The organism is Actinomadura sp. WMMB 499 (assembly GCF_008824145.1).
GTDB lineage: Bacteria > Actinomycetota > Actinomycetes > Streptosporangiales > Streptosporangiaceae > Spirillospora.
Map to the genome: position 1 here is coordinate 1230898 of NZ_CP044407.1, position 18010 is coordinate 1248907.

13 protein-coding genes and 1 pseudogene are annotated in these 18010 nt (G+C 72.8%); 6 read left to right on the forward strand and 8 right to left on the reverse strand.

Annotation, left to right across the window (positions count from 1 at the left end; genetic code table 11):
• Positions 1-18 precede the first annotated feature (18 nt).
• The gene (locus F7P10_RS05205) at positions 19-459 is read right to left on the reverse strand and encodes a roadblock/LC7 domain-containing protein (RefSeq protein ID WP_026400464.1); all 441 of its coding nucleotides are present in this window, start codon (positions 457-459) and stop codon (positions 19-21) included.
• On the reverse strand, positions 456-3827 hold the full coding sequence (locus tag F7P10_RS05210; RefSeq protein WP_218040385.1) for a nitrate- and nitrite sensing domain-containing protein: 3372 nt from the start codon (positions 3825-3827) through the stop codon (positions 456-458). The genes F7P10_RS05205 and F7P10_RS05210 overlap by 4 nt, the downstream gene beginning before the upstream one ends.
• A 452-nt stretch (positions 3828-4279) precedes the next feature.
• On the opposite strand from F7P10_RS05210, the gene F7P10_RS05215 reads away from it, so the two are divergent.
• From F7P10_RS05215 to F7P10_RS05240, 6 genes are all read left to right on the forward strand, one after another.
• The gene (locus tag F7P10_RS05215; protein ID WP_176611308.1) at positions 4280-5257 is read left to right on the forward strand and encodes an ABC transporter substrate-binding protein; all 978 of its coding nucleotides are present in this window, start codon (positions 4280-4282) and stop codon (positions 5255-5257) included.
• A 315-nt stretch (positions 5258-5572) separates the two neighbouring features.
• Entirely contained in the window at positions 5573-6547 is a 975-nt protein-coding gene (locus F7P10_RS05220) for an ABC transporter substrate-binding protein (RefSeq protein ID WP_151008316.1), read from the forward strand.
• Positions 6544-7320 (forward strand): ABC transporter permease, encoded by a 777-nt coding sequence (locus F7P10_RS05225; protein ID WP_151008317.1) that lies wholly within the window; start codon positions 6544-6546, stop codon positions 7318-7320. Before F7P10_RS05220 ends, F7P10_RS05225 begins: the two co-directional genes overlap by 4 nt.
• Positions 7317-8120 carry an ABC transporter permease gene (locus tag F7P10_RS05230; protein WP_254716414.1) on the forward strand — a complete coding sequence of 268 codons (804 nt, stop codon included), beginning with the start codon at positions 7317-7319 and terminating at the stop codon, positions 8118-8120. Before F7P10_RS05225 ends, F7P10_RS05230 begins: the two co-directional genes overlap by 4 nt.
• 40 nt (positions 8121-8160) lie before the next feature.
• A complete protein-coding gene (locus F7P10_RS05235; RefSeq protein WP_151008318.1) occupies positions 8161-9177 on the forward strand; it encodes an ABC transporter ATP-binding protein in 1017 nt (338 codons plus the stop codon).
• 296 nt (positions 9178-9473) lie between these two features.
• Positions 9474-10646 carry a flavin-dependent oxidoreductase gene (locus F7P10_RS05240; RefSeq protein ID WP_176611309.1) on the forward strand — a complete coding sequence of 391 codons (1173 nt, stop codon included), beginning with the start codon at positions 9474-9476 and terminating at the stop codon, positions 10644-10646.
• A 95-nt stretch (positions 10647-10741) separates the two neighbouring features.
• Here F7P10_RS05240 and F7P10_RS05245 read toward each other — a convergent pair whose 3' ends face one another.
• The 6 genes and pseudogenes from F7P10_RS05245 to F7P10_RS43940 form a co-directional block, all read right to left on the reverse strand.
• Positions 10742-12385, reverse strand: a complete 1644-nt coding sequence (locus F7P10_RS05245) for a bifunctional 3'-5' exonuclease/DNA polymerase (RefSeq protein WP_151008319.1) — start codon at positions 12383-12385, stop codon at positions 10742-10744.
• Positions 12386-12493: 108 nt separating this feature from the next.
• Complete coding sequence (locus F7P10_RS05250) at positions 12494-12982, reverse strand: DUF4234 domain-containing protein (RefSeq protein WP_151008320.1); 489 nt, start codon at positions 12980-12982, stop codon at positions 12494-12496.
• Positions 12983-13080: 98 nt separating this feature from the next.
• On the reverse strand, positions 13081-14580 hold the full coding sequence (locus F7P10_RS05255) for a metallophosphoesterase (RefSeq protein ID WP_151008321.1): 1500 nt from the start codon (positions 14578-14580) through the stop codon (positions 13081-13083).
• Between the two features lie 64 nt (positions 14581-14644).
• Complete coding sequence (locus F7P10_RS05260; RefSeq protein ID WP_151008322.1) at positions 14645-14932, reverse strand: hypothetical protein; 288 nt, start codon at positions 14930-14932, stop codon at positions 14645-14647.
• 546 nt (positions 14933-15478) lie between these two features.
• Positions 15479-16363 (reverse strand): diacylglycerol kinase family protein, encoded by an 885-nt coding sequence (locus F7P10_RS43935; RefSeq protein WP_254716415.1) that lies wholly within the window; start codon positions 16361-16363, stop codon positions 15479-15481.
• 16 nt (positions 16364-16379) lie between these two features.
• Positions 16380-17969, reverse strand: a pseudogene (locus F7P10_RS43940) (FAD-binding oxidoreductase); the annotation flags it as partial.
• Positions 17970-18010: the final 41 nt, after the last annotated feature.

An 18010-nucleotide genomic window follows, 5' to 3' on the forward strand; every position in this document is an offset into this window, starting at 1 on the left:
CGTCAGAGTCAGTCAGGGTCAGTAGCGGGCGGGCCCGGCGCCCATCTCGGTCACGGACGGGCCGTGCGGTTCGGCCTGCCCGCGCAGGGCCGGGCTCAGCACGCGTCCGACCCGCTCCACCAGGAGCGTCATCTCGTACGCGACCAGCCCGAGGTCGCAGTCGGGAGCGGCGAGGACCGCGAACACCGAACCGTTGGTGATCGACATGACGAACAGCAGCCCGCGGTCCATCTCGACGACCGTCTGGTTCACGCCGCCCGCGTCGAAGATCTTCGCGGCGCCCTGCGTGAGGCTCATCAGACCGGACGCGATCGCCGACAGCTGGTCCGCCCGCTCCGGCGGGAAGCCCGCCGAGTACGCCATGGGCAAACCGTCCGAGGAGACCACGACGGCGTGCGCGACCTTCGGGACACGGTCAGCGAAGTTCGTCACCAACCAGTTGAGATCCTGCCCGCTCACCGGGTGCCTCCTGTCTCGCCGTCATCCTGTGACGGCGCCTCACCTGACGTGCCTCCGCCGCGAGTCTCGGTGCGGCCCCGATGGACGCCGCGCTGCAGACTCGCGAAGCGGTTCCGTACGACGTCGGCCGACTGGCCGAATCCCTGCTGCTCTTCCGGCCGGCCCTGCGCCGGCGCGTCCGGTGCCGGTGCGCCCGGTGCGGGTGCGCCCGGCGCGGACGTGCCCGACGGCTGCTGCGGCGGGCGTCCCGCGGTCGGGTCCGCGGTCGGCACGGTGGGCGGCTGGGGCGTCCCGCCCGGCTTGCCGACCGCGCCCGGGACGCGGTTCTTGCCGGGCACCCGCTTGGGCAGCCCGACGGACGTGCGCTTCTCGGCCACGGGCTCGCGGGCGGCCTCGGCGGCGCGGAACCCCGCGTCCGCGGGGGACTCCCAGCCCTTCACCGGATCCTCGTTCACCGTCTCCCCCGACCTGCGCTGGAACCATTCCGACTGCATCGCGTCGAAGATCGGTGAGCGCTCGGGCACCCGGGGCGGGGCCTGCGGCGGCGCGGGCGGGGCCGGGCGCGGGGCCGGCGCGCTCTGCGGCGGCGCCGTGGGGGCCTGCGCCGGGCGGTCGAACATCGACGGCTCCCGGACGGGCTGCTCGGGGGCGGCGTCCGCCATGTGGGGGCGGCCTCCGAACCCCTGCGTGGTGTCCGGCCGGGCGGGCTCGGCCGGGGCCGGGCCGCCCGGCTCGCCCCATCCGGGGTCGCCGCCGTGCGCCGCGCCGTTCAGCGAACCGTCCGCGATCGTCGCGTCGGCCGCTCCGCCGTACTGCTCACCGTACTGGTCGCCGGGCTGCTCACCGTACTGCTCGCCGAGCTGGTCGAGCGGGCCCGTCTCCCAGGGGTTGCGCCGCGACGAGCGGGGTTCGGGCACCACCGGCTGCGCTTCGGGGACGACGGGCTCGCCGCCCGGCGGCTCGTGGGCAGACTCGGCCGCCCGCTCGTTGCGCGGCTCGAACAGCCCGTTCGAGCCGCCGTCGTCGCCGGGACGTCCCGGCAGCTGGGCGCCCGGCTGCCGCACCGGCAGTTCGCCCGGGCGCCGCACCGGCTCCGGACCGTCCGGGCGCCATTCCTCGGTGGGGCGCTCGGACGGGTGCCGGGCGGGCTCGTCCGCGGGGACGCGGGGCAGCGGGCCGGTGCCGGGGCGGGCGTGCGCGCCGGTGCCGCGCACGGGACCGAACGGGCCGGAGTCGTTCATGGTCGGCTGCGGGCCGGTGGCGCCGCGGAGCGGGCGCAGCGGGCCGGTGCCGCCGCCCATCGGGGACGGGCCGCCGGGCGGGGTGCCCGCGCCGAGCGCGGGCGTGCCGGCCGTGCCGGGTCCCTCCTGCTGGAACGCGCCGGTCGCGCCGATGGCGGGCGCCTCGGCGGGCGCGGTGAGGGTGGCCAGCGGGCCCTGCTCGGCGACCTCCCGGCCGGGCAGGCCGCGGGCGCCGATGCCGCCCGACTCGCCGGGGCTGACGACGGCGTCCGGCAGGACGACGAACGCGGTGAGGCCGCCGCCCTGTGCGGCGCGCAGCTCGACGCGGATGCCGTGCCGGACGGCGAGGCGGCCGACCACGAACAGACCCATCCGGCGGGCGGCGCCGAAGTCGATGACCGGCGGGTTCACCAGCCGCCAGTTGGCCTGCTCGAGCTCCTCGGGGGCCATCCCGACGCCGTTGTCGGTGATCTGCAGCATCGAGCCGCCGCCGCTGAGCAGCTGGCCCGACACCGTCACCTTGGTGTGCTCGGAGGAGAACGTGGTGGCGTTCTCGACGAGCTCGGCGAGCAGGTGGACGAGGTCGTTGACGGCCGGTCCGGCGACGGTCATGTCGCCGTGGACGCGCAGCGAGACGCGCTCGTACTGCTCGACCTCCGACAGCGACGCGCGCACGACGTCGATGAGCGGGACGGGCTTGCGCCACCGCCGCACCTGCTCCTGGCCGCCGAGGACCAGCAGGTTCTCGTTGTTGCGGCGCATGCGGGTGGCCAGGTGGTCGAGGCGGAACAGGTTGGCGAGCTGCTCCTCGTCGCGCTCGCTCTGCTCCAGCTCCTCGATGAGGCGCAGCTGGCGCTCGATCAGCGACTGGCTGCGCCGCGACAGGTTGACGAACATCGCGTTGATGTTGCCGCGCAGGACGGCCTCGTCGGCCGCCAGCCGGACCGCTTCCCGGTGGACCTCGTCGAACGCCCGCGCGACCTGGCCGATCTCGTCCCGGGAGTCGACGTCGATCGGTTCGACCTCGATGCCGCCGGCGGCGGCGTCGGGGTCGCGGAGCCGCTCGACCAGGCCGGGCAGCCGGGTGCCGGCGATCTCCAGCGCGCCGGACTGCAGCCGGCGCAGCGGCCGCACCAGCGAGCGGGCGACGGCCAGGACGGCCGCCACGACGATCGCGAGGACCAGGAACAGCACCACCGCGTCGCGGATCGCGTCCCACTGGGCGCCGGACTGCGCGTCGTCCGAGTCGGCCACCAGGTTCGAGGCGATGCTCTTCTCGACCGTCCGGAGCCGGTCCACCCGCGCGGACGAGTCGTTCACCCAGTCCTTGGCGGCGTTCGCGCTGAACCGCACCTCGAGGTTCGGTGTCGCGTCGGCGCGTGTCAGCACGAGCAGCCGGGTGTACTCGGCCTGGTCCAGCTCGGGGCCGGTGACGGTGTCCTCGTAGAGCCGGAGCTGCGCGGTCGTCGCCGTGCTGCGGAAGGAGTCGATGCTGGCGTTCAGCTCGGCGCGCGCGTCCTCGACCCGGCCGCGCTCCAGCGGTTCGAACCGCTGCTGCCACATCGCGCTGACGATCAGGGACCGCTCGCGTGACGCGGCGTCCTTGGCGTGCGCGAGGTCGGACAGGGCCAGCGCGCTCTGCGCGATCTCGGGCGTGGGCGCGGTCTGCGAGACGATCTGGTGGAAGTCGCCGAACGCGGAGACGAAGTCGCTGTAGCGGTCGATGACCACGCCCGGGGCGAGGCGCGTCGCCAGCTTGCGCAGGGCCGCCAGGTCGTCGACCCGGTTGAGGACGTTGGTGACCGCGAGGTCGAGCGACTCCGAGCCCGTCTCGACGTCCTGCGCGACGTCCCGCACCTTGCGCGCGGCGACGTCCACGGCGTTCTGCTGGGCCTTGAGCTCGTCGGGGGTGACGGCGTTCGCGCCCCCGGCGGCCCACCGGGCCGTGATGTCCCGCTCGCCCTCCACCTCGTGGGTGAGCGCAGTCAGTTGGTTACCGAGCGTGGCCAGTCGGCCGGTTCGCTCGTACGCGTCGGCGTCCTCGACCGACTCCGACACACGGAGGCCGGCGAACAGCGCCGCCACGACCGTGGGGACCACGATGAGGGCCAGCAGGCGCGTCCGCACGCGCCAGTTGCGCAGCCTGAACCGCCCGCCCAGGAAGCCGCCTCTCGTGGCGTCTTCGCTGGTAGACGGGCGTTGCTCGGGGGACTGCGGGGCCCCGTCGGCCCCTTCGGCTTTCCGCACTGCCCTCCGCTACCTCTCACTGGGTTGACCGCTCGCGGCGCACGGGACCTGAATGAGATTCGGGTCGTGTAGCCCACCCGCTCCGCTGCGGGCGAGCGCGGAACATTGCAACACAGAGCGACCATCATGGCCAACCCGAATGATCACATAAGTCCGTACTTGTGATGCACGAGATATCAATGTCACAGCCTGTTTACGCATCTTCACATAAGTCGACCTAAACCTGGCATCTCGCTCCCCGCATGTCTACCGTGCGCTACGCTCCCCGCGCGTCGAAAGATCACCTTTCATCCCAGCTCATCAAGCTTCCCCCCGCATACGGAGCGTTGCGCATGCCAGTCACACACCGTCGCGCGGTCCTCGCCGGCGCGCTCGCCATCGCCGTCGGCCTCACCGGCGCCGCCTGCGGCGGCGAGGAAGAGACGGCCGCACCCGGCGACCTGGAGACCTCGCGGATCAGGCTCGGCACGATGACCGTCGCCGACACCGCACCGATCCAGCTCGCCATCGACGAGGGGCTGTTCGAGGAGGAGGGCCTGGAGGTCAGGCTCCAGACCCTGCAGGGCGGCGCCGAGGCCATCCCGAAGCTCAAGAGCGGCGCGCTCGACATCAGCTTCGGCAACTACGTCTCGCTGATCACCGCGTCCGTCAAGGACCCCGGCTTCAAGCCCAAGATCGTCGCCGAGGGCTTCCAGAGCGGCCCGAAGACCCACACCCTGATGGTGCGCGAGGACTCGCCCTACCACTCCATCGATGACCTCAAGGGCAAGAAGATCGGGGTCAACACCAAGCAGAACATCAGCACGCTGATGATCCAGGCGGCGGGCGAGCCGAGGGGCGCGTCCTTCTCGGACGACGACTTCGTCGAGGTGCCGCCCCCGAACATGGAGCAGGCCCTCAAGTCCGAGAGCGTCGAGGCCGTCCAGGCCATCGAGCCCTTCGGCACCCAGATGCAGCAGTCGATCGGCGCCCGCATGGTCGTGGACCTGTCCAGCGGCGCCACCGCCGACTTCCCGATCGCGGGCTACGCCTCCACGGAGAAGTTCGTGAAGGAGAACCCGAAGACCGTGGCCGCGTTCCAGCGGGCGCTGCAGAAAGCGTCGGGCCGGTGCGCCGAGCGCAAGGTCGTCCAGGAGACCCTGCCGAAGTACGCCAAGATCACCTCTGAGGTGGCCTCGACGATGAGCTACGGCACCTACACGAGCACCCTGAGCGCCGAGCGGCTCCAGCGCGTCCCGGACGTCATGCAGCAGTTCGGCTACATCGACAGCAAGCTCGACATCAACACCCTCATCGCCAAGACCGCGTGACCCTTCGCCGGCCCCCGTTCGGCACGGCCCGCGGGGGCGGGGCGTCCGCGGTCGAGGAGGGCGCCGAGCGCGGCGGCCTCCTCGACCGCGCCGCCCTGACTCCGGGCCGATACAGCGAGTCCAATAAGCCGCACATGTCCCGGCTTACGATGCTGGCGATATCAATGTCACAGATTGTTTACACATCCCCCCATAAGTGCGCGTCCACCTGATATCGCCCCCCTAGGGGGGCTACTGTGCGCTACGCTCCCCGCTCGTTGAAAGATCACCTTTCATCACAGCTCATCAAGCTTCCCCGCATACGGAGCGTTGCGCATGTCAGTCACACACCGTCGCGCGGTCCTCGCCGGCGCGCTCGCCATCGCCGTCGGCCTCACCGGCGCCGCCTGCGGCGGCGAGGAGGAGGCCTCCGCGAACGGCCTCGAGACCTCGCGGATCACGCTCGGCACGATGACCGTCGCCGACACCGCCCCGGTCCAGCTCGCCATGGAGAAGGGGCTGTTCGAGGAGGAGGGCCTGGAGGTCAGGCTGCAGACCCTCCAGGGCGGCGCCGAGGCCATCCCGAAGCTCAAGAGCGGCGCGCTCGACATCAGCTTCGGCAACTACGTCTCGCTGGTCACCGCGTCCGTCAAGGACCCGGGCTTCAAGCCCAAGATCGTCGCCGAGGGCTTCCAGAGCGGCCCGAAGACCCACACCCTGATGGTGCGCGAGGACTCGCCCTACAAGTCCATCGAGGACCTCAAGGGCAAGAAGATCGGGGTTAACACCAAGCAGAACATCAGCACGCTGATGATCGAGGCCGCGGGTGAGCCGAAGGACGTCACCTTCGGCGACGACGACTTCGTCGAGGTGCCGCCCCCGAACATGGAGCAGGCCCTCAAGTCCGAGAGCGTCGAGGCCGTCCAGGCCATCGAGCCCTTCGGCACCCAGATGCAGGAGTCGATCGGCGCCCGCATGGTCACGGACCTGTCCAGTGACAAGCTCGCCGACTTCCCGATCGCCGGCTACGCCTCCACGGAGAAGTTCGTGAAGGAGAACCCGAAGACCGTGGCCGCGTTCCAGCGGGCCCTGCAGAAGGCCGCGGAGCAGTGCAAGGACCGCAAGGTCGTGCAGGACGTCCTGCCCAAGTACGCCAAGATCACCTCTGAGGTGGCCTCGACGATGAGCTACGGCACCTACACGAGCACCCTCGACGCCGAGCGGCTCCAGCGCATCCCGGACCTCATGCAGGAGTTCGGCTACATCGACAGCAAGGTCGACATCAACACCCTCATCGCCGAGACTTCATGAACCTTCGCCGAATCCTTCTCGGCGCGGTCGGCGGCGTCGGAGTGCTCGCGGTCCTGGAGGGCGTCAGTCGTGCCGGCCTCCTGGACCGCGACGCGCTGCCCCCCATGACGACCGTCCTGACGGAAGCGGGCAAGCTCGCCGTCGACGAGGACTTCCTCGTCGACGTCGGGGCCTCCCTGCAGGCGTGGCTCGGCGGGCTCCTGCTCGCCGTGCTCGTCGCGGTCCCGCTGGGCGTGCTGCTCGGCTCGATCCCGCTGCTGGACGTCGCGTCGCGGGCCCTGGTCGAGCTGCTCCGCCCGATCCCCTCGGTCGCGCTGATCCCGCTCGCCATCATCCTGTTCGCCGAGCCGCTGCAGATGAAGATGTCACTCATCTTTTACGCGTGCCTCTGGCCGATCCTCATCAACACCCTCTACGCGCTCCGCGACGTCGACCCCGTGGCCAAGGAGAGCCTCCGCAGCTTCGGGTTCGGCACGGTGTCGGTGCTGTGGCGCGTCTCCCTGCCGAGCGCCGCCCCGTTCATCGTCACCGGCGTCCGGATCGCCGCGTCCGTCGCCCTCATCGTCGTGATCAGCACCGAGCTGTTCGCCGGCGGGTGGGACGGCATCGGCATCTACCTCGCCGACACCCAGTCCGGCGGCGGACGCACCGACCTGCTGCTCGCCGGCGCGTTCTGGGCGGGCATGCTCGGGCTGCTCGCCAACGGCCTGCTGCTGGCGTTCGAGCGGATCGCGTTCCGGTGGAACAGCGCGCGGGTGGAGGGAGTCTCGTGAAAGCACTGAAAGCGGCACGCGGGCTCCTGGAACGCGTGTGGCTCGTCGCGATCGCGGTCGTCCTGTGGGAGCTCGTCACCCGTGCGGTGAACGAGACGTACTTCCCGCCGCCCTCGGAGATCGTCCAGACCCTCAAGGAGATCTGGTTCTCCGGGCCGGTGTCCCACCTGTTCCTGTCGGACGACGCGCTGGAGGACTTCTCCAGCAGCCTGAAGAACCTGTTCATCGGCTGGGCCGCCGCCGGTCTCGCCGGCGTGGTCATCGGCGCGGCCATCGGACGGTCCCGGACCCTGTACGACATGTTCGACCCGGTGCTGCAGTTCCTGCGGGCGGTCCCGCCGCCCACGCTGCTGCCCTTCTTCATCCTGGTGTTCTCGATCAGCGACACCATGCGGATCGTGACGATCGCGTTCGGGGTGATCTGGCCGGTCCTGCTGAACACCTCCGACGGCGTCCGTTCCGTGGACGCCCTGCAGCTGGAGACCGCCCGGGTCTTCAACGTCTCCCGCTTCCGCCGGATGACGACGATCATCCTTCCGGCGGCCGCGCCGAAGATCTTCGCGGGGCTGCGGGTGGCGCTGTCGTTCGCGCTGATCCTGATGGTGCTGTCCGAGCTGCTGGGGAGCACCGTCGGCATCGGCACCGAGCTGCTGGACGCGCAGCGCCAGTTCGAGCTGCCGCGGATGTGGGCCGGCATCGTCATGCTCGGCATCCTCGGGTTCCTGTTCAACGCCGTCTTCATGCTCTTGGAGCGGCGGCTGCTGGCCTGGCACACCGGCGCCAAGAGGCTCGCGAACTGACGATGTTCTACCTGACGCACACACAGAAAAGGCGGCCGCGATGCTAGAGATCAACGGCCTCACGCACTCCTACGGGGACGGGTTCACCGCCCTCGACTCCCTCGACCTCACGGTCGCGGACGGCGAGCTGCTCAGCATCGTCGGCCCGTCCGGCTGCGGCAAGTCGACCCTGCTGCGCTGCATCGCCGGGCTGATCCGCCCGACCGGGGGGAAGCTCGCCCTGAACGGCAAGCCGATCGACGGCGTGCCGGACGACCTCGCGGTGGTCTTCCAGGACTACAGCCGATCGCTGTTCCCCTGGCTGAGCGTCCGCGACAACGTGGCGCTGCCGCTGCGGCGCCGCGGCGGGTCCCGCGCTGCGCGGCGCGCCGCGGCGCAGGAGGCGCTGGAGTCGGTCGGCCTCCCGGACGCGGGCAAGAAGTACCCGTGGCAGCTGTCGGGCGGCATGCAGCAGCGCGTGTCGATCGCCCGCGCGCTCGCCTACCGCCCGTCGCTGCTGCTGATGGACGAGCCGTTCGGCTCGGTCGACGCGCAGACGCGGGAGGACCTGGAGGATCTCGTCCTGAAGGTCCACCGGGACGAGAAGATGACGATCCTGCTCGTCACGCACGACATCGACGAGAGCGTCTACGTCGGCGACCGCGTCGTCGTCCTCAACCGGTCCCCCGCCCGGGTGCACGCCGACCTGCCGGTCGGCCTGCCGAGCGAGCGCGACCAGATCGAGACCCGCGGCCTGCCGGAGTTCATCCGGCTCAGGGCCGAGGTGGGCCGGCTGGTGCGCGGCGGAGCCAAGGTCCCCGGCGCCACGCCCGCCGCGGGCAAGGGCGCCGACACCGCGGACGCCGGGCCGGTCGCGAAGGTCCCCGCGGGCAAGACCGGCGAGGACGAGAGCGCGGCGAAGAACGAGGCCGCGAAGGACGCCGAAACGACCGCCGAGCAGTCCGCATCCGGCGAGGACACCGGGACCAAAGACACCGGGACCAAAGACACCGGAGCCAAAGACACCGGGTCCGTCGCCAAGGCCGCCGCGAAGCGGATCGGCAAGAACGCGGGCTAGGCGCCGCCGGGACGACCGCTCGCCGACGTCACGCGCCCGCCCGCAACGGGGCCGGCGGGCGGACGTCCGGCGCAGCGGCGGCAGAGAACGATCCGAAATCGGACAACTGCCCGAAATCGGATGCCAAATCGGAGATCATGGCAGGAGCGGGCCGGACGCGACGTCCGGTTCGCCCGCCGGTCCATGGCGATCGGCCGGTCAGGGGCCGCCTCCGATACGGCGGCGATGACACGACCCGGGCGAGCGGGGCCGCCCACCGCGGTCCCGCCCGCCCGGGGACCAATGAAGGGCGATTCATGCGCGTACTCATCGTGGGGGCCGGGATCGGCGGCCTCACCACCGCGTTGAGCCTGCACGAGGCCGGGGCGGAGCCGCTGGTGGTCGACGCGGCCCGGGAACTGCGTCCGCTCGGCGTCGGCATCAACCTCCTCCCGCACGCCGTCCGCGAGCTGACCGAACTCGGCCTGGGCGACGAGCTGGCCGAGATCGGCATCCCCACCGCCGAGATGGTGCACTTCGACCGGTACGGCGGCCGCATCTGGGGCGAGCCGCGCGGCCGCGACCTCGGCTACAACTGGCCGCAGTACTCGATCCACCGCGGCGAACTGCAGATGGCCCTCCTGGCCGCGGTCCGCGAGCGGCTCGGCGACGGCGCCGTCCGCACCGGCACCGTGTTCGAGGACTTCGAGCAGGACGGCTCCGGCGTGCGGGCGCGGCTGCGCGACCGGGCGTCCGGCGAGGTCCGCACCCACGAGGCCGACGTGCTCGTCGGCGCGGACGGGCTGCACTCGGCGGTCCGCGCCCGGTTGTACCCGGACGAGCGCGCGCCGCTGTGGAACGGCATCCGGATGTGGCGCGGCGTCGCCGAGGGCGAGCCGTTCCTCTCCGGCCGGACGCTGGCGGTCGCCGGCAGCAACGCCGCCGCGAAGATGGTCGTCTACCCGATCTCCAGGCGCGCCGAGCGCCGCGGGAAGGCGCTGCTGAACTGGGTGGCCGAGGTGAAGCTGGCCGACGACGTGCTGGACCGGAACGCCGACTGGAACCGGCAGGGCCGGCTGGAGGACGTCCTCCCCCACTTCGCCGACTGGAAGTTCGACTGGCTGGACGTCCCGGCGATGCTGCGGGCCAGCGCGGAGATCCTCGAGTACCCGATGGTCGACCGCGAACCCCTGGAGCGCTGGACGTTCGGCCGCGTCACCCTGCTCGGCGACGCCGCCCACCCGATGTACCCGATCGGGTCCAACGGCGGCTCGCAGGCCGTCCTGGACGCGCGCGTCCTGGCGCACGAGCTGGCCGCCGCGGGGCCCTCCGAGGGCTTGGCCGCCTACGAGCGGGAGCGCCGCGAGAGCGTCAACTCGATCGTGCTGGCCTGCCGGGACATGCCGGCCGACCACATCCTGCAGATGGTGGCGGGGCGCGCCCCCGGGGATTCGCGTCGATCGAGGACGTGCTGGCGCCGGAGGAGCTGAAGACGATCAGCGGGGCGTACCGGCGGACGTCGTTCTCCGACGTCGACGCGCTCAACGCGCGCCCGTCCTACACGATCGCGCGCTGACCTCGGGGGTCATTTCGCCTCGGAGTACCGGCCCACGATCGCGATCTCCATCGGGAACACGACGGCGGTGCGGCCGAAGAGCAGCCGCCGCGCCTCCTCCGCCGCCGCCCGGACGGCGTCCGCGGCCTCCTCGGCCAGCTCCGCCGGGGCGTGCACGATCACCTCGTCGTGCTGGAAGAACACCAGGCGGGGCGGGCCCAGCGCGGTGAGTCGGCGGCGGAGCGCGCCGAGGAGCGCCAGCGCCCAGTCGGCGGCCGTGGCCTGCACCACGAAGTTGCGGGTGAACCGGCCGCGGCTGCGCAGCGCCCCCGCGCCGGCGTCGTCGGAGGTCAGCGCCCGCCAGCCCGCGGACGGCGGCGGGCAGGTCCGGCCGAGCAGGGACCGGACGAGCGCGCCGCGCTCGCCCGCCCGCGCGGCGGCCTCGACGTAGCCGAACGCGTCGGGGAAGCGCTGCTTCAGCACGGCGAGCAGCTGCACGGCCTCGCCCGTCCCGCCGCCGTACATCGCCGACAGCAGCGCGAGCTTGGCCTTGTCCCGGGCGGACAGGCCGTCCGGTCCGGGGTCGGCGGTGAACGCCTCGGCGAGCGCGGCGTACAGGTCGCCGTGGGCGGCGGCGTCGGCGAACGCCCGGTCGCCCGCGAGCGCCGCCAGGACGCGGGGTTCGAGCTGGGCGGCGTCGGCGACGACCAGCCGCCAGCCGGGGTCGGCGACCACCGCCCTGCGGAGCACCCGCGGGATCTGCAGGGCGCCGCCGCCGCTGGTCGCCCACCGCCCGGACACCACGCCGCCGACCACGTACTCCGCGCGGAACCGGCCGTCGCGCACCCACGCGTCGAGCCAGGACCACCCGTGCGCGGTGTGCAGCCGCGCCAGCTCCTTGTACTCCAGCAGCAGCGGCACGGCCGGGTGGTCGATCCCCTTCAGCACGTGCGCCCGCGTCGACGGGACCGGCAGGCCCGCCGCCGCGAACGCCTTGAGGAGCTGCGCGGGGGAATCGGGGTTGACGTGCGCGCGCGGGCCGAACGCGGCGCCGATGCGGTCGGCGAGGTCCTGGAGCCTGCGGGGGCGCAGACCTCCGGACGGCCGGGGCCCGAGCAGCTCGGTGAGCAGGGCGTCGTGCTCCCCGGCCGACCACGGCAGCCCGTCATGGCCCAGCTCCGCCGCGACGAGCGAGCCCGCCGACTCGGCCGCCGCCAGCAGCCCGAACCCGTCCAGCCCGGCGATGGTACGCCGCTGCGCCGCGTGCACCTCGACGATCTTCGCGAGGTCCTCGGCGTCCTCCCCGGAGCCCCCGAAAAGGGCCCCCTGCGTCGTCTCGCGCGCCGGCACGGGGTCGGGCGGGACGGGCGCGCCGTGCAGCCGCGCCCACGCCGCCGCGACCGACCGCGGCTCGCCGTACCGTCCGGCGTGCCCGCTCAGCAGGCTCTCGACGAGTTCCAGGTCATGGCACCTGGCCACCCGCACCCCGGCGTCCAGCAGCCGCGGGTACAGCCGCGCGGTGGACGCCCAGACCCACCGCGGCGATTCCGCCCGCTCCACCCGCTCGATCTCGGCGACCAGGTCGGGGACGCCGCGCGCGGGACCCGCGGGCGCGCCGTCCTCGGCGAGGGGCCGCAGCTCTCCCCCGCCGCCGGGCCCCGGGGCCGCCGCCATCCGCACCCGTCCATTCTGGCGGCGCCCACCGACAGAACGGGAAAGCCCCTCCGCGACGGGTGGGCGCGGAGGGGCTCGGCGGGGGCCAGGGCCGTAGCCCCCGGAAGGTCAGGCGACGAGCGAGACGTGCTGGTCGGGCGGCGTCCCGCCGTAGCGGTCGACGACCTTGTTGAGCTGGATCTGGTAGTACAGCACCCCGAAGCCGATGATGCCGAGCAGGAAGCCGACGCCGGTGCTGCAGCTCGCGGGCAGTCCCGCGGCGCGCTGCGCCTGGCGGATGCGACCGCCGAGCTTGATCCACATCACCAGCGGCCAGATGCCGAACGTGATGAAGCCGAACAGCATCGACAGCAGCGCGTTCAGGGCCGAATCGCCGACCCGGCGGTCGTACCGGTACAGCTCGTTGTGGACCTTGTAGAACCACACCAGGCCGTAGATGCCGAAGGTGATGATGGGAAGGCCGAGCCAGGCGCCGACCGGGTTGCGGCGCTTCATGTTGGCGCCGCTGCCCGTGGCCACGGGCCCCGGCTGGTGCGCCGGGGCGGGCGCGTGGCCGCCCTGCTGGTGCTGGCCCTGCCCCTGCGGGGGGTAACTCATGTATCGCTCTCCTGTGGTCCGGTCACCCGTGAGGTGATCAAGAACTGTAACGTCCGGCGCACGGATCGTGCGACAGGATCACGGAAGTCCGCCCGGGTTCACTGGGCGCCCGCCGGGTTCAAGGGGATCCGTACCTCGTCCTCGACCGGCGGAAACTCCTCGTGATCGCCGCATCCGGTCGCGGCGTGGCAGCGGATGCGCAGTTCCTCCGCGGTGACGTCCAACCGCAGGAAGCTCTTGAAGAACGGCGGCTCGTCCCAGTCCGCCAGCTCGGACCGGAACCGCTGCGGGAGCTTGCGCACCGGCAGCCGCAGCGGTCCCCGGCGCCGCCTGTCCCCGCGCGGCACCCCGAGCGCGAACGCCACGAACCTCGCCCGCAGGGACACGTCCCGCGCCTCGTACCCGCGTCCGGGCTCGATGCCGAGCCGGCGCCGCACCGCCGCCGTCGCCTCCTCCGGGGTGAGGACGAACAACTTCGGCAGGTGCAGCCATCGCCCGTACAGCTTGCTGTACCTCGACAGGGAGTCGCCCCGCAGCGGGTAGCAGCGGAAGTCGCCCTCCTTCACGGACCGCGTCCGCGGGATCGTGTGGGTGGCGTGCATGAACGCGCCCCCGCCACCGGCCACGACGTACTGCAGCGGGCGCCCGTCCCCCCGCGTCATCGGGTACCGCTGGTAGTTGTGGATGTCGCCCCCGATGGCGGCCACGTAGTTGTGCGCCGGATCGCGGACGATCTCGTCGACCGTCCCGCCGCCCTCGATCGGGCACGGGTGGTACTCCTCATCGACGTACAGCGGCTTGCCCGTCACCAGGAGCTTCGGCTTCGGCCCTCCGGACACCTCGCGCAGCCACTCTCCCTGGTCGCGGTCGATCCCGCCCCCGATGCCCGTGTCGATCCCCACGATCCGCAGCGGCGGAGTGTCGATCACCCAGTACGGCCCCGGCTGCCCCGTCGAGCCCCGGTACTCGCCGCGGGCCGTCTCGAGCGCCCGCGCGTCGACGTCCCCCGCCTTGCGCCACAGCGCCCCGGCGAGCCACCCGAACGGCCCGCCCCACTTGGGCGGCGAACAGTCCATGTCCAGCCCGCAGAACACGTGCAGGAACCCCCGCAGGCCGTCGTACCAGTCGTGATTCCCCGGCACCGCGTACACGGCCCCCGGGAAGTCCTTGTAGGGGCGGAAGAACCTTGCCGGGTAGTGCGCGGCCTCGCCCGCCGGGTAGATGACGTCGCTCGCGATCACCATGAAGTCGGCGTCCCGCGCCGCGTTCAGCATCGGCGGCACGACCGCGTACTGCGAACGGTCGCCCTCCCCGGTGTCGCCCAGCAGGACGAACGAGAACTCGGGCGCCGACCGGTGCACCGTGAACGCGGCGGGCGTCCCCCGCTCCCGCAGCGCCGCGACGCAGCGCCGCCGGATCGCGCCCGACGGATCCCCGAACCACTTCGCGATCACGTCGTTGCGCGACCGCCACAGCACCCCGGGATGCCGCCACGAGAAATCGGGCACCCGCTCGGGCAGCAGCTCGTGGAACGTGCCCGGCCGCTCGCACTCCCACCCGGCCCCGGCCTCGGACGTCCGCGAGTTCCCCCCTGCCACGCCGTCCGACGATTCCTCAGCACGCACGGACAACCTCCGGGGGGAAGGGGGCGACACGGAGAGTCTAATTGCGCGGAGGATGCCGCCGCTTCATCTCCTCGAGCCGACGCTCCAGCTCGGCACGACGGGCCCGCGCGTTGCCCCCGTCGAGCTGCCCCGCGAACGCCCGGTACGCCGCGGCCACAAGCTCGACGGGCACGTCCGGCCGTGCCCGCGCGATGGCCCAGAGAGCCTCCTCGACCTCCATGTCGAGACCGCTCTCGCTCCGCATCCCGCCGTCGGCCAGAACCGATTCGAGCTCAGCGGCGAAGTTGTGTCGCAGCTCTTCCGGCGAAGGACGCCCCACCCGCACCCCGCGCACCCCTCTCCCAGCGAACAGCAGAGCCGCAACACTAACAGACACAAGTGTTCACATATCCGAAGAACCGCACCCCCCACCGGATCCCAAGGCACTCACCCCAGCCAGGCCCCAGCCAGAGCGCACCGGAACCACTGCGATTGCGAGCGAAGCCGGATTCGAGCAAAGCGAGAATCCGATCGCGCAGCGAGCCCCTCGGGCGAGTCGGAGCGATGCAGCAATCGCACCGCAAGGCCCGTTGAAGGAAGGCCGCCCCGCGGCCTGACGCCGAGGGCCTTGCAAGAAAACACAGCAGCGTCGGCGCCACCCCCAGAGACGCCGACGCTGCCACGTGGAGGGCGTCCGCGGGAATCATGAGTCCCCCCAGAACGGCGAACAGTCGCCTTCTCATGATGCGTCCGCAGACGGCCCCAAGGTCCCTTAGCGGGACGTATACGACGCTATCCGGATGGCCGTAATGGCCGCGTAAATCGCCCCAAACGCCGGGTCCAAATCTCGCGCGGACTCTCGATTCGGCTGGTCAGAGCGCTGCCTTCGGGTTCAGGGGGCCAGCACGCGCAGCGCCCCCGGCAGGACGCGGGCGGTCACGGGGAGGACGCCGGGGAGTTCGCCGTCGGCGCCGTAGGGCAGGGTGCGGCCGGGCGGGCCGGCGAGCTCGATGCGCACCTCCCGACCGCGCAGGACCTCGACCTGGGGACGGCGGACGTGCGTGCCCGCCTCGAGTTCGCGCATGACGGCGAAGAAGAGGGGTTTCGGGGCGGAGCGGATGAGGACGACGTCGAGGAGACCGTCGTCCACGCGGGCGTCGGGCGCGATGTGCTTGTTGGAGCCGTAGTAGCCGGAGTTGGCGGCGACGACGCTGTAGCCGCCGAAGCGGTGCTCGGCGCCGTCCACGACGACCCGGTAGTCGGCGGGCCGCCAGGTGAGGATGGCGCGCAGGGCCCCGGCGTAGTACGCGGCGGAGCCGCGCAGGAGGCGGGACCGGTTGGCATTGGCGTTGGCGACGGCGTCGACGCCCGCGTAGACGCTGCCGAGGACGGTGGTGCCGCCGGCCTCGATCGCGTCGACGGCGCGCGGCTCGCCGTCCAGGAGGAGGGGGGCGAGCTCGGCGGGCTCGGCGGGGACGCCGAGCTGGCGGGCGAAGTCGTTGCCGCGCCCGGCGGGGACGATGCCGAAGGTGGCGCCGGTCCCGGCGAGGGCGCCGCCGACGCCGCCGACCATGCCGTCGCCGCCGACGCCGAGGACTACTCGTCCGGCGGAGGCGGCGGTGCGGGCGAGGTCGGCGGCGTGGTCGAGGCCGCGGCTGTACTCGACGGCGAGGTCGGCGCCGGCGTCGCGGAGGGCGCGGGCGAGCGGGACGAGCGAGGCGGCGGACGCGGCGCCGCCCGCGGCGGGGTTGACGATCGCGGTGAACGCGCGCGGCACGGTCACTCCCCGGCCGGGGGACGAGGACGCCGGGGTTGAGGATCCCGGTGGGGTCGAGGCGGTCCTTGACTGCTCGCAGGACGGCGGTCCCGAGGGGGCCGATCTCGCGCTCGTACCAGTCGCGGTGGTCGGTGCCGACGCCGTGGTGGTGGCTGATCGTGCCGCCCGCGTCGGCGATCGCGTCGCAGGCGGCGCGTTTCGCCTTCTCCCAGTGCGGGAGCGGGTCCTCGCCCTGGGCGGAGACGACCGTGAAGTACAGGGACGCGCCCGTCTGGTACACGTGCGAGATGTGGCACATCACGAGGGGCGGTGTGCCGGAGCCGGACAGGGTGCCGATGAGCGCGTTGCGGACGCCGTCGTACAGGTCGGGGATCCGCGACCAGAAGCCGGCGGTCTCCAGCGTCTCGACGAACGCGCCGACGTCCAGCAGGGCGTCGCGCAGGTAGGGGGCGTGGAAGCGGCCGTGCGCCCACTTCTCGCCCGGTCCGGCGCCGAGCGGCTCGCCGCCCGCGTCGCGCAGCGTCGCGGCGGCGCGGGCGCGCCGGTCGGCGACCTGCGCGGCGGTCCCCTCGAAGCCGAGGACGGCGAGGCAGCCGGCGGCCCCGGAGCCGGAGCCGACGGCGGCCGGGTCGGCGAGGCCGATCATGGTTTCGGTCTCGTCGGAGAGCCGCAGCACGGCGGGCAGCGGGCCGTCCTGGGCGAGGCGGCGGAGCGCGGCGGCGCCGGCGGCGAAGGAGGCGAACCGCCAGCCCTCGTAGGCGCGTTCCGGGGGAATCGGGTGGATCCGGACGGTCACGGAGGTGATCACGCCGAAGGCGCCCTCGGAGCCGAGGACGAGCTGGCGCAGGTCGGGCCCGGCGGCGGAGCGGGGCGCGCGGCCGAGGTCGAGCGGGCCCTCGGGGGTGGCGACGGTGAGCCCGACCACCATGTCGTCGAACCGGCCGTAACCGGCGGACGCCTGCCCGCTGGAGCGCGCGGCGGCGAATCCGCCGATCGTCGCCCATTCGTACGACTGGGGGAAGTGCCCGAGCGTGTACCCCTCCCCGGCGAGCAGCGCCTCCGCGTCCGGGGCGCGCAGGCCGGGCTGCAGGACGGCCGTGCGCGACTCGTGGTCGATCGAGACGAGCGCGTCCATCCGGCGCAGGTCGAGGGCGACGAACCGGCCCAGGCCGCTCATCGCCGGGCCCTCCGGCGCGAGGCCGCCGACGACGGACGTGCCGCCGCCGAACGGGACGACCGCGATCCGGTGGGCCGCGCAGGCCCGCAGCACCGCGAGGACCTCGTCGTGCCCGCCCGGCAGGACGACCGCGTCGGGCGCGGCGGACGTGTCGCCCGCGCGCGCACGCAGCAGGTCGGGGGTCGACTTGCCGCGCGTGTGCCGGACGCGCGCCTCGGCGTCCGTCCGGACGTGCGCGGCGCCGCCCGCGGCTTCGGCGAGCGCGCCCAGTTCGCGCGCGTCCAGGCGGGGTTCGGCGGGCGCGATCGCGGCGAGGTCGACGGGCCGCGCGTCGGCCGTCCGCACGCCGAGCAGGTCGCGCAGCAGGTTCACGACGGGCTCGGGCAGCGGCGCCGCCCGCTCGGGGTCGCCCCAGCCGCTCCACAGCATATCGCGCGTCTCCACCCTGCCTCCCGGCGTGTCGGTCCGTG

What these genes read in the sequence shown, in the direction of transcription:
- F7P10_RS05235 (WP_151008318.1), top strand. Translation starts at nt 8,161, where the DNA reads ATGCTAGAGATCAACGGCCTCACGCACTCCTACGGGGACGGGTTCACC.
- F7P10_RS05250 (WP_151008320.1), bottom strand. Translation starts at nt 12,982, where the DNA reads ATGAGTTACCCCCCGCAGGGGCAGGGCCAGCACCAGCAGGGCGGCCAC.
- F7P10_RS05240 (WP_176611309.1), top strand. Translation starts at nt 9,474, where the DNA reads ATGCGCGTACTCATCGTGGGGGCCGGGATCGGCGGCCTCACCACCGCG.
- F7P10_RS05245 (WP_151008319.1), bottom strand. Translation starts at nt 12,385, where the DNA reads ATGGCGGCGGCCCCGGGGCCCGGCGGCGGGGGAGAGCTGCGGCCCCTC.
- F7P10_RS05225 (WP_151008317.1), top strand. Translation starts at nt 6,544, where the DNA reads ATGAACCTTCGCCGAATCCTTCTCGGCGCGGTCGGCGGCGTCGGAGTG.
- F7P10_RS05220 (WP_151008316.1), top strand. Translation starts at nt 5,573, where the DNA reads ATGTCAGTCACACACCGTCGCGCGGTCCTCGCCGGCGCGCTCGCCATC.
- F7P10_RS05215 (WP_176611308.1), top strand. Translation starts at nt 4,280, where the DNA reads ATGCCAGTCACACACCGTCGCGCGGTCCTCGCCGGCGCGCTCGCCATC.